The organism is Bradyrhizobium yuanmingense (genome assembly GCF_029167105.1).
Classification (GTDB): domain Bacteria; phylum Pseudomonadota; class Alphaproteobacteria; order Rhizobiales; family Xanthobacteraceae; genus Bradyrhizobium; species Bradyrhizobium yuanmingense_A.
This window is the reverse complement of sequence record NZ_JARFML010000076.1, coordinates 1-11,435: the sequence shown is the minus strand read 5'-3', so window position 1 is coordinate 11,435 and position 11,435 is coordinate 1. Positions and strand designations below refer to the sequence as shown.

Annotated in this window: 8 protein-coding genes and 1 pseudogene; all 9 read left to right on the top strand. The window is 58.8% G+C overall.

Annotation, left to right across the window (positions count from 1 at the left end; genetic code table 11):
- Positions 1 to 165: 165 nt before the first annotated feature.
- Positions 166 to 1,319, top strand: a protein-coding gene (locus P0R31_RS39880; protein ID WP_275520804.1) for an IS3 family transposase whose coding sequence is annotated in 2 segments (ribosomal slippage) — positions 166 to 415 and positions 415 to 1,319 — 1,155 coding nt in all. Because the reading frame shifts where the segments join, the coding sequence is not laid out codon by codon here.
- Between the two features lie 367 nt (positions 1,320 to 1,686).
- On the top strand, positions 1,687 to 1,929 hold the full coding sequence (locus P0R31_RS41255) for an aconitase family protein (protein WP_430516896.1): 243 nt from the start codon (positions 1,687 to 1,689) through the stop codon (positions 1,927 to 1,929).
- Between the two features lie 129 nt (positions 1,930 to 2,058).
- Positions 2,059 to 2,851 (top strand): annotated as a pseudogene (locus tag P0R31_RS41250) (transposase); the annotation flags it as partial.
- 1,110 nt (positions 2,852 to 3,961) lie between these two features.
- Positions 3,962 to 4,873 carry an HpcH/HpaI aldolase/citrate lyase family protein gene (locus tag P0R31_RS39870; RefSeq protein WP_275520800.1) on the top strand — a complete coding sequence of 304 codons (912 nt, stop codon included), beginning with the start codon at positions 3,962 to 3,964 and terminating at the stop codon, positions 4,871 to 4,873.
- An 84-nt stretch (positions 4,874 to 4,957) separates the two neighbouring features.
- Positions 4,958 to 6,127, top strand: a complete 1,170-nt coding sequence (locus P0R31_RS39865) for a CaiB/BaiF CoA transferase family protein (protein WP_275520798.1) — start codon at positions 4,958 to 4,960, stop codon at positions 6,125 to 6,127.
- Positions 6,124 to 7,014 carry an MBL fold metallo-hydrolase gene (locus tag P0R31_RS39860; protein WP_275520795.1) on the top strand — a complete coding sequence of 297 codons (891 nt, stop codon included), beginning with the start codon at positions 6,124 to 6,126 and terminating at the stop codon, positions 7,012 to 7,014. The genes P0R31_RS39865 and P0R31_RS39860 overlap by 4 nt, the downstream gene beginning before the upstream one ends.
- A 190-nt stretch (positions 7,015 to 7,204) precedes the next feature.
- A complete protein-coding gene (locus tag P0R31_RS39855; RefSeq protein WP_275520793.1) occupies positions 7,205 to 7,948 on the top strand; it encodes an SDR family NAD(P)-dependent oxidoreductase in 744 nt (247 codons plus the stop codon).
- Positions 7,949 to 7,991: 43 nt separating this feature from the next.
- Entirely contained in the window at positions 7,992 to 10,181 is a 2,190-nt protein-coding gene (locus P0R31_RS39850) for an alpha-ketoacid dehydrogenase subunit alpha/beta (RefSeq protein WP_275520791.1), read from the top strand.
- A gap of 20 nt (positions 10,182 to 10,201) precedes the next feature.
- Positions 10,202 to 11,278 carry a biotin/lipoyl-containing protein gene (locus P0R31_RS39845; RefSeq protein ID WP_275520789.1) on the top strand — a complete coding sequence of 359 codons (1,077 nt, stop codon included), beginning with the start codon at positions 10,202 to 10,204 and terminating at the stop codon, positions 11,276 to 11,278.
- Positions 11,279 to 11,435: the final 157 nt, after the last annotated feature.

Below are 11,435 nucleotides of genomic sequence, written 5' to 3'. Positions count from 1 at the left end.
CGTCTTCGAGAGCGTCAGGCCGGTCTCAACAGGGGGCCGGCTTCGATCGGAATGGGTGGCCGACTTCCGTCGGAATCGGTGGCCGGATTGCGTCGGAATCAGTGGCCGGCTTGCATCGGATTGCGCACACCGAGATTGGGTGTTTTATCAAGCCGGAGGTTGGTCATGCAGAGACGGAAGTTCAGCCGAGAGTTCAAGATCGAAGCGGTCAAGCTTGTCAGGGAGCGCGGGGTGTCGGTGGCGCAAGCCGGTCGCGACCTGGGCGTTCATGAGAACGTACTGCGCAAATGGGTGAAGGAGTTCGGCTCTGACCCGGTACAGGCGTTCCCCGGCCATGGGCAGATGAAGCCCGAGCAGCAAGAGATCGAGCGGCTGCGCCGTGAGGTCGCCAAGCTGAAGGCCGAGCGAGATATCCTAAAAAAGGCCGCAGCCTACTTCGCGAAGGAAGCGACATGAAGTTCGCCTTCGTCGCGAAGCACCGGACGATCTGGCCGGTGGCATGGCTATGCGATGCGCTGGGAGTGTTGCGGTCGGGCTTCCATGCCTGGCTGAACCGCTCTCCCAGCGCCAGATTCCGCAGCGACGAGGAGCTCGGCGGCAGGGTCAAGGCCAGCTTCGCCGCCAGCGACCGCACCTATGGCGCACGCCGGGTGTGGCGTGACCTGCTCGCCGACGGGGCGGATTGCGGCCTGCACCGCATTGAGCGGCTGATGCGCCTGCAAGGCTTGAAGGCACGGCCGCGACGTCGGTGCTTGCCGAAGGACAGCGGCGATCGACAGCTCGAGACGGTGCCGGCCAACCTTCTGGACCGGCAGTTCGCTGCCGAGCGTCCGAACCAGAAATGGATCGCCGCCTTCACCTATCTCTGGACGGCCGAAGGCTGGCTCTATGTGGCAGCGGTGATCGACCTGTTCTCACGCCGCGTGGTGGGCTGGTCGATGAGTGCCGCCATGACGGCGCAGCTCGTGACGGACGCATTGTTGATGGCCGTCTGGCGGCGCGGCAAGCCGGATGCGCTGTTGCATCACTCCGACCAGGGTAGCCAGTACACCAGCGAACAGTTCCAGCGCCTGATGGCCGACCACGGCATCGTTTGCAGCATGAGCCGCTCCGGCAACGTCTGGGACAACGCGGCGATGGAGAGCTTCTTCTCCTCGCTCAAGACCGAGCGTACGGCCAACAAGATCTATCGAACCAGAGATGAGGCACGCGCCGATGTGTTCGACTACATCGAGAGATTTTACAACACGACCCGCAGGCATTCGACCATCGGCTATCTCAGCCCGGTTGAGTTCGAGCGCAAGCTGGGATTAGCTTAACCGGGTGTCCATCAAAGCGGCAGCAGCTCACTTCGTGGCCGAGCTGATAGTCGTGTGCTTGAGTTCGGTGGGCCGGGGTTGCAGTCACTACCTATTGACGTGCGCATGGGCGTGGCGAACGGTTCGAACCACATTGGCGCTATGAGCCTCGGTACCACCAGAGGCTTCTCGACTACTTGCGGCCTAGGGCGAGAGAACCCTTCGAACCGATGACCGGACCGAGACGCCAATTACGTCGCCTCCTACACATACGACTTGTCTACGTTCGAACCGTTGGTTTCTGGGCCTGGAGACATTTCGAAGATTCAGCCCCTCAGTGAGGTGAGAAGGACAACAGTGCAGGCAGCGTACATCGGGTCATGCTCAGGTGGAAGGATGGAGGATCTCAAGCTCCCGGAAGATTTCGCCTGATGTACGACTTGTCGTGACACCGATATCATCGAATGTACTACGAGACGCTTTCGAGAACGGCGTCCTGCGAACACTCCTGCGCGCTGGCGCGACCGTGACGTCACCGGCCTGCGGCGCGTGCCATTTCGGCAATGATACGCCGCTACGCATCTTAGGCAGCGATCACCTCCTCGACCATGCCGACGTCTCATGTCCGTAAGACTGTATGTTCGCCTCTGCCGCTGAGGCGGCTCCCTACACGGCGCGTATGATGGTTGCTTGAGCGGATCCGAGCCGACCTCATCACAGACAACGAGCCGAGACAAATTATAGCGAAGCGTTTGTCGGAATCGATGTGGCCAAGCTAAGAAACATCGTCCCCGATTGCGGACGCAGACTGAGAGGGAGGGTTCGGTTCTTCGGTGAGGTCGATGCTTCGGCCGCCGACATGCGCCGTGTCATAGTGCGGATCGCCAACCGGTTTGACCGCGTCCATTTCTGTTACGCGGCTGGCCTGACGGACTAAGGTCTTTATCGTCTAATCCGGTCGCTCCGCCACGAGGCATGGTGGTAGCGCCAAGCTGTCCGAAGGATGCCGGACGATCGCGAAGACGAATTGTCGGGACGCCGTTTCTCTCGCTCGGTCGCTACGCGCCGGCCAACTTCGCCAGCCTCGACTTGATGGATCAGATACAGCAGTATGGGTTCCCGATGAAGGCCATGAAGCCACGCGAGATCTCGTTCGCCCCCGGCGGCAGCGAGGCATTGCGGGTCCACCGGCAAGAGGTGAGCGTTTTCATGCTCAAGTAACGGCCGCACCCATTTCCGCAAGAAGGGTTGGACGATGCGCTATCTGCGCTGGCAGAACAGGGTCGCTCGACTGGAACGCACGATCAAAAGAGTTCGTCTCGGCTTGATCTCTGGAGCCGGCTCGTGCGAGCACTTCAAACGTTGCGAGGCATCGATCTGATCGTCGCCGTCACATTGAGGTTGGTGACGTAAGCCGTTTTGAGAAGCACATCAACTTACGGGTTATGGAGGCCCCGTTGCTAGGCGACCGATCGACGGGAAAATCCGCCAGGCGAGGCGGCGTCACCAAGGCCGGCAACGAACGTGTTCGTCACGTATCGGTCGAAAGCGCATCTGGTTGCGTGTGGCAAGTCAACGAGTAGCCTGCACTGCTATCGGCCGTGAACTGGTCGGGTTCTTCGCAATTTCAAGGCAAATACAGGCAGTCCTGATCAGGCCCTCTTCTTATCATCGTGCATGGGCAGAGGCGGGACCACGGCAGAGCGAATGCCCGTCAGAAGCTGCAAGAGCGCCGACGCCCGCAGTAGGAGCAGGCCTCGGACGCCCAAGCGGCAATCCGGTAGCCAACCCGCGCATCTGAGCTTGATCACCGACTTACTTCCGTTCCGCCTCCATCTATGCACGATCATCTCTATGAACAACCGATCGACATCGGATGAGCTCTGCGCTCCGCCCCTTCACAGCGGACGTCACAGCGCTGTTCTGACCTCACAGGCAAACGACGGCACTTTGGAGTGGCAGTAGGTTCCGTGTAAAGCGCGCGGGGACCCGCTAGGGATTTAGCGCGCTTAGCGGAAGCTGTCCGTGAGCTCGGGTACGGTGAGCTTGGACCGCGGCCCCTTCAGTAGACAGGCGCCTACAACGATAGCGTTCTTCCCATCGTGCGGCTTGGTCGAGCGGACATCTTGCAGGACGATTTCGTCGCCGGCGGCCACGTTCGCTACAGCACCCGACCATGCTGACGAGCACCTACTGCTTCGACAACAAGAACTGCGCGCCGATCAGCCTGCGATAGCATCTTTCAACATCTCAGAAAGTCTGTCTGTCCACCATGGGCTGGGGCGTTGCGGCTTGCACGATAGCGAACTTCTCATTGAGGTGAAAGTTTCCGAGACGCAGTCCTGAATACCCTAATCGCTGGCAGATTGGCCGAGTTTACGGTCAGAAAATCAGAATTAGCAGCGTGAATTGATCCGCTATTTCGCGATTGCCGCGGATTGAGGCAGATAAGGCCGGTGCAAACTGCTTCCCGACTACATCATCGACCAACTCGTGAAAATCCTTTGAGGACACCGTCTTCAGCGCCGAAATTCGGCTTCAAGTGCTGCCAATTTCATCAAATCACGCGGACAGGCTCGTTATAAGAAACAACGATCAACAAGTTGAGACTTTAAGGGAGCCGTATGCCTCAGACGTTTCGAGACGCTAAGTGTTATCGCTCGATGCTCTTCGTCCCTGGACACAAGCTCGACTGGATGTTGAAGGCGCCGAAATATGGCCCTGACGCGCTGATCCTTGATCTGGAGGACTCGGTCGGCATCACGGAGAAGCCGGCGGCGCGCATTGCGGTCACCGAAGCCATCAAAGAGCTGAGGATCAAACCAGTTGGGCTGTTCGTGAGGCTCAACGCCTGGCGGACGGGGTGCCTGGTAGATGATCTGAGTGCCGTGGTCGTCGAGGGCCTCAACGGGGTGATGTTGTCCAAGACTGAGGGCCCAGAGGATGTCGCGGCCCTCGACCTTGTCCTGGGGGAGCTGGAGCGTTCGCGCGGCCTGCCTCTCGGCGCAATCGAAGTCTGCCCGTATCCGGAAACGGCCGTGGCGATGTACCGGCTCTACGACATCTGCATGGCGTCGCAGCGCATAAAGCGGGCGGGGTCCGCGACCGGGCCGAACCCTCAAGGGGATGGGGGCCGCTCTCTCGGCCTGCAGTTCGAGGACGATGACGCCCTCGAAGGAGTAGCTTTCGGGGCGTACTCTGTATTGCAGGCGCGGGCCGCCGGGATCGTGCACATCGAAGGGGCGATGTGCGGGCAGTTGGATGATCTTGAGATGGTGCGGCGGTTCGGAAAAAAGTCGAAACGCATGGGCGCATCCTTTGCCTCGGCAATCCACCCCAGCCACATCCCCATCATCAATGAGGTCTACTCGCCCTCGCAGAAGGAGGTGGATGAGGCGCGCGAAATCATTTCAGCTCTTGCGGAGGGGATCGCCCGTGGCCATGCCGCGATTCGCTACAAGTCAAAGCTTCTCGATTACGCCAACCTTAGGGCGGCCATGGATGTAATCAAGAAGGCTGAGGCGGCCGGTATTGACGTTCGCGACGTCCCGGCCGTCGAAATTCCAGCCTATTGATACTGCAGATGCCGAGCAGTCGTCCGCGCGTCGGGCCGTAATAGTCTTTCCATGTCGCATCACACTCGAGCACGAGAGCCAAAAATGCCGGAAGCCCTGCAAGGAATAGTTGTTCTGGATCTCACCCAATATATGGCTGGGCCATATGGGTGTGCTTTACTCGGCGACGTGGGCGCCGACATCATCAAGATTGAGCCTCCGGGCGGGGACGCCACGCGGCAATATCCATCCACCTTAGCAGAAGACAACCGGACCTTTCTTGGAACAAACAGGAACAAGCGTTCGATGGTGCTCAATCTGAAAGAGCCCGAAGGGCTGGCCGCATTCTATCGGCTGGTGGCGAAGGCCGATGTCGTAGTGCACAACTTTCGCCCGTCCGTGCCTCGCAGGCTTGGGATCGATTACGAGACACTAAAAAGCCGTCGCCCCGATCTCATCTACTGTTCGCTGACGGGTTACGGCGAAAATGAAGACGGGCCGCTGCGGAATCATCCCGGCTACGATACGATGCTGCAGTGCTTCACCGGCCTGGCCGCTATGCAGGGCGGCGAGGGAGCGCCGCAGATCCTGAATGGTTCGATCATCGACTATTACACGGCATCTATGACCACCATCGCAATCTTGTCAGCACTCGTCCATCGGCTGCGGACAGGCGAAGGACAGCATGTGAGGACCTCTCTTATGCGGTCTGCTATTACAATGCAGGCGGGCCAGTTCATATGGGCCGACAGCGAGCCTCGCGACGTGGACCGTTGGTGGGGAGCGAGCTACTCGGGCATCTATCCCGCCAAGGAAGGCTACATCTACCTGCAGGCCACCACACCGGCCTTTTGGAAGAGCCTTTGTGAATTTCTCGGTTTTCCGGAGCTGCTGGAGGACCCGCGGTTCGACACGCTCAAGAAGCGGACCGCGCTAAGGGAAGAAATCAAGCCGCTGATCAGGGAAGGCCTAAAGAAGCACACTGCCGGCGAATGGGAGCAACTGATGCTTGGCAAGGTCCCCGCCATCGCAGTCCGATCGATTAATGAGATGTTCGACCATCCCCAAGTCCTGGCGGAAGGGCTCGTCGTCGAGCACGACCACCCGATCGTCGGCAAGTACAAAAGCATGAGCAAAGCGGTCCAGATGGGTGTGGGGGACAAGCCGACGAGGCGTGCTCCGTTGATGGGGGAGCATACGAACGAGGTGCTTGCGCAATTCGGATTTAAAGAAGACGAGATCGCTGCGCTTCGAGCGAAAGGAGCTGCAGCATGAAAACCCAGGTCTTCGGGGACATTCGCGTCGATATGATCAGCGAATTTGATTTCACGATCGCCCCAGACTATCTGCTGGCGGGCGTGACGAAGGAAGAAGCTGCGGAGCATCTGCACTGGCTCGGGCCCCGTCACATGGAGGAGGGGACTCTAGATCTGAAAATGAGCATGCATGCGTATCTGATACGCACGCGACACCATACGATCCTGTTCGATACGTGCTGCGGCAATGACAAGGAGCGTTCGTATGAGCCGACATGGCATCGTTTGCAGAACCCCTTCCTCGAGCGCCTGGCGCGCGCAGGCGTGCTTCCCGAGCAGGTCGACTTTGTCATGTGCTCGCATCTCCACGCCGACCACATCGGCTGGAATACGCGGTTGCTCAACGGCGAGTGGGTCCCTACCTTCCCCAACGCTCGTTACCTGATCAGCAAAGGTGAATTCAAATGGTGGCGGGAGGCCATTGGGGCGGGGACGGTTAAGCCGTACCGCAAGCTTGCGTGGGACGACAGCGTATTGCCTGTGGTGGACCGCGGTTTGGCGATGTTCGTGGAAGATGACCATGTCTTCGAGAGCGAAATGCCGGACGAGGTGCGCTACATGCCCCTCCACGGTCACACCAGACACCATTGCGGCCTTTACCTTTGCTCGCAGTTCCAGGATGCGATCTTCAGCGGTGACGCCATCCACCATCCCATCCAGCTCGCGCGACCCGATTGGCTCAACGCCGGTTACGACGCCGCGGCGGCGACCCAAACCCTACGGGACCTGATTGCGCGCTGCGTCGACACGCCCACGAAGCTGATGACGGCACATTTCGCTACGCCAACGGCGGGATGCATCGTGAGCGGTCCGGGACATCCCCGTTTTCGCTTTGATGAGGACTGAATCGTCAGCCTAGTCACCTGGAGCGCCTCAACGCACTTTGCTCCACACTACGGTCAGCGGCTCACATCCTAGCCGACACTTCCTGCATGGGCCGCGGAAGGCTCTGACCGACACCAGCACATGCTGTCACACGTATGGCTCTGGACTTACGACGATTGGCTCTGGACTTACGACGATCTCTCGGGGGATCATGTCATACGATTTTTCGGGCAAGACAGCGCTAATAACCGGCGCAGGCGGGGGGATATCAGGTGCTTGTGCGGAGCTTTTTTACCGCTATGGCGCCAATCTGGTCCTTACGGATCTTAACTTCTCGGCCATCGAGGCAACTGCCAAGCGACTGGACCCTCAAGGAAACCGGGTCGTCGCGCTGGCTCATGACGTCTCTTCTTCACAGCAGGCGCAATCGGTCGTTGAGCTTGCTGCGAAGACCTTCGGGGGTATCGACTTTCTAAGCCCCGGTGCTGGACTTTACCTGGAACAGGCGCTCTCCGATATGACGGACGCCGAATGGTCAAAGCTCATTCGCATCAACCTTGACGGCGTCTTCTACACCGTGCGCGCGGCAACACCCTTTCTGCGCGAGGCCGGCGCCATTGTAACCATCGCATCAATGGCTGGCCACAAAGGTAGCTTCAGGCATGGCCACTATGCCGCCGCCAAAGGCGGCGTTTTGACGCTGACGCGCACGTTGGCGCTCGAGCTGGCACCGCGCATCCGGGTGAATGCGGTCTCTCCCGGCCTCATCGAAACGCTGATGGTCTCGTCGCTGATCGCCGCGAACGGTCGTCAATTGATCGAACAAACACCGTTGAAACGCCTCGGTACGTCTATGGAGATCGCCGAAGCCGCGGCTTTTCTCTGTTCGGATGCCGCCAGCTTCATTACAGCCGAGACACTGCATGTGAATGGCGGCCTTTATATTGCCAGTTGAGACAGCAGGCCCCGCCGGCTGCGTCGGTTCAGGGAGACAGGAAATGCCGGAATATAAAGACCTCAAGCCATTGGCGCCTTGGCGAGAGATCAAGGCGTCCCGGGATGATTGGGCCGCACTAGAGCCTGAACTGGGCACCACGATGCTGACGCAGATGCACTTGATTCGTGCCTTCGAAGAGAAGGTGCTGGAACTAGCAGCTCAAGGGCTCGTTCATGGTCCGGCACATTCCGCCATCGGTCAGGAGGGCGGCGCTGTCGGTTCGGCTATCGCCATGCGTCCAGGTGACCAAGTCAATGGCTCGCACAGAGCTCACCACCAGTTTCTTGCCAAAGCACTTTGCTTTGTGGAGCGGGATGGTATCGATTACCAAGAGCCATTCAGCGGGGAGGTTCGGCATCTTGCCAAACGAACGCTCGCCGAAATCCTCGGGCTTGCCCAAGGCTTCTGCAAAGGGCGCGGCGGTTCGATGCATCTGCGCTGGCCAGAGTCAGGCAACCTTGGCACCAATGCCATCGTGGGTGGCGGCGTTCCAATTGCAGCCGGCGCGGCATGGGTCCATCGCCATTTTAACACTGGCAACGTGGTGTACACTTTCTTCGGCGATGGCGCAGTCAATATCGGTTCAGTCCTCGAGACTATGAATATTGCGGCAGCTTGGAAGCTGCCGATTTGCTTCTTCATCGAGAACAACGGATACGCGGTCTCGACAACCGTGGCAGAGTCAACCGCAGAAACCAGATTGTCGTCGCGCGGACTCGCATTTGGCATATCATCATTCAAGGTCGACGGTATGGACCCGCTTGCGGTCTATCTCGCAAGCGAGGAAGCCAACGCACACATGCGCACAGGTCACGGCCCCACCATCATTGAAGCAGACGTTTACCGCTTCTTCCACCAGAACGGTGCATTGCCCGGGTCAGCCTTCGGTTACCGAACGAAGCAGGAGGAGGCGCAATGGCGCGCGCGCGATCCACTGATACAGGCCGCACAGCATCTGCTCGAGCGTCAGATCCTCGGTGAAGGCGCTATTGCTCGGCTCCGCGATCAAGCGCTTGAGATGATGAACGCTATCGCATCCGAACTGATCGAGACATCTGAGGGGAAACGACGGATTGTCCCGTCACTTTGGCCTGATGAGAGTTTCCGGGATTTTGGAGTGCGCGGCAATCTTGAAGAATTCGATCATGTCCGCTTCGAGGAAGAGGAAACGTTTGGTGGCCAGCTGAAACCTGGTGTGAAGTTCGTTGATACAATTGCTGACGTCATGGACCGAAGGATGGCGACAGATCCACGCATCGTCGTGATGGGAGAAGATATCCATCGACTGAAAGGTGGCACTAATGGCGCAACGCGCGGCCTCGCACGAAAATATCCCGATCGATGTTTAGGTACACCGATTTGCGAGAATGCATTCACCGGTCTTGCCGGTGGCATGGCGGCCGACGGGCGTGTCCGCCCGGTCATCGAGTTCATGTATCCCGACTTTGTGTGGGTTGCTGCTGACCAGGTCTTCAACCAGATCGGCAAGGCACGTCACATGTTTGGAGGCGGGAATGCAATGCCCCTGGTGCTGAGAACCAAGGTGGCCATGGGCACCGGCTATGGATCTCAGCACTCAATGGACCCGGCTGGCATATTCGCCACCGCTCCGGGCTGGCGAATAGTGGCACCGTCAACGCCGTTCGACTATGTCGGACTGATGAATTCTGCGCTCTTGTGCAACGACCCGGTTCTGGTTCTGGAACATGTCGACCTGTACAGTTCTACGGGTTCCACCCCTACAGAAGACCTTGATTTCTACATTCCACTGGGCAAAGCCAAAATTGTGCGAACCGGCAGCCGCATGACGATCCTGACCTATCTTTCGATGGTCCGTACGACGGTACAGCTTGCAGATGAGCATGGGATTGACGCGGAAATCATAGATCTGCGCAGCCTCGATCGGGCTAGTGTGGATTGGCAAACCATCGAAGCGTCTGTGCGCAAGACCAACAATCTCTTGATTGTCGAGCAGGGAGCGGCGGGAACGTCTTATGGCGGATGGCTCGCAGATGAGGCGCAGCGACGCCTGTTCGACTGGCTGGACCAGCCAATCCAGCGCGTGCACGGGGCTGATGCTTCACCAAGCATTTCGAAAGTGCTCGAAGCGGCAGCTTGCGCCCGGCCTGGCGACATCACCACTGCTCTCCAGGAAATGCTCGTCGCCCAAGGGCTTCGGGCAGTCGCCTGAGTGGACGAGAAAAATTCGCTATGAATATCATTCTGCCGTCCCTTTCCGCTGGAATGGAGTCGGGTGTGATCGCGAGATGGCTCAAATCAGTCGGGGACCAGGTGGAACTAGGCGAACCGATTGCCGAAGTGGAGACGGACAAGACGGTCGTCGAGCTGACTGCCGAGGTATCAGGGCGCCTGAAGGAAATCCTTGTCGAGCCAGGTAACAGCGCTGACGTCCATCAGACGATCGCTGTTTTGCACTTGCAGGAGGCCCACGCGGCGACCAACGTCTCGAGCGTCGTTCCCGTTGCGTTTGCGCCACCTTCTATTGCCAAACCATCCTGTGCTCAATCATCACGTATCATGGCCTCACCGCTGGCGCGGCGCATCGCTCTCGAGAACGGGATCGATCTGTTCGGGTTGACCGGAAGCGGTCCACGTGGACGAATCGTGAAGGTTGACGTGCAAGCGGCGAGCGCCGCGCTTGGTTCGACATCCGGCGGAACAGCAGCGGAGCCGATCTCGAATCGAACAGCGAACCACGCCGCTATCCTAAGCGCAGAACCAGCGCGTTCGCGCGGCGCAGCTGAACCTCAATTTCACTACGAGACAGAAATCGAAATTGACGCGCTCCTATCCCTGCTCGATGAGATCAACGCGACACGTCCTAAGAATAGACAGATATCGTTTTCGGATCTTTTCGTTCGCGCGTCCGCTGTTGTTATGAGGCTCTCGGGGGCTTCTCTCACGAACGATATCGGCGTCCTTGATAGGACAACGGACGGTTTTCGCCGGATAATAGTCGCCAACGCTGCTGACAAGACCGTGGGCGCACTTTCATCAGAGATCCACCACTTGCGCGAACACGTCGATGCAGCTCCGGCTCGGGCAGACGATCAGGTCGATGTGTTCACAGTGTACGTATCCGATATCGCTGGTGTCTCTCTTACGATCTTTGGGGCTGACCGGGCAGTCACGCTCTCGGTGGGCGGTCGCAAGCGCTGTCCGGTCGTGAGAGGCGGCAATCTGGTGCCCGCCAGCGTAGTCAAATGCGACCTGTCGGTCGACCATACGACTAGACGATCGATTCCAAGAAGCCTGCGCTGGAACTGATTGAGTGTTGGCGGATTCCTCGGTTGCGGTTGGCGCAACGAGGAGCGGTTTCATGGCAGGATGGCGGCAAGCGGTCGAATTGGCGATGACCGACGATGAGATTGAAGCGCTGGCGGCTCTTTCGCGGTCGAGAACCGAACCATCGAGCCGGGTCTCG

Excerpts from the sequence above, each read along its gene's own strand:
- P0R31_RS39865 (WP_275520798.1), top strand. The coding sequence starts at position 4,958 with ATGCCGGAAGCCCTGCAAGGAATAGTTGTTCTGGATCTCACCCAATAT.
- P0R31_RS39855 (WP_275520793.1), top strand. The coding sequence starts at position 7,205 with ATGTCATACGATTTTTCGGGCAAGACAGCGCTAATAACCGGCGCAGGC.
- P0R31_RS39860 (WP_275520795.1), top strand. The coding sequence starts at position 6,124 with ATGAAAACCCAGGTCTTCGGGGACATTCGCGTCGATATGATCAGCGAA.
- P0R31_RS39850 (WP_275520791.1), top strand. The coding sequence starts at position 7,992 with ATGCCGGAATATAAAGACCTCAAGCCATTGGCGCCTTGGCGAGAGATC.
- P0R31_RS39845 (WP_275520789.1), top strand. The coding sequence starts at position 10,202 with ATGAATATCATTCTGCCGTCCCTTTCCGCTGGAATGGAGTCGGGTGTG.
- P0R31_RS39870 (WP_275520800.1), top strand. The coding sequence starts at position 3,962 with ATGCTCTTCGTCCCTGGACACAAGCTCGACTGGATGTTGAAGGCGCCG.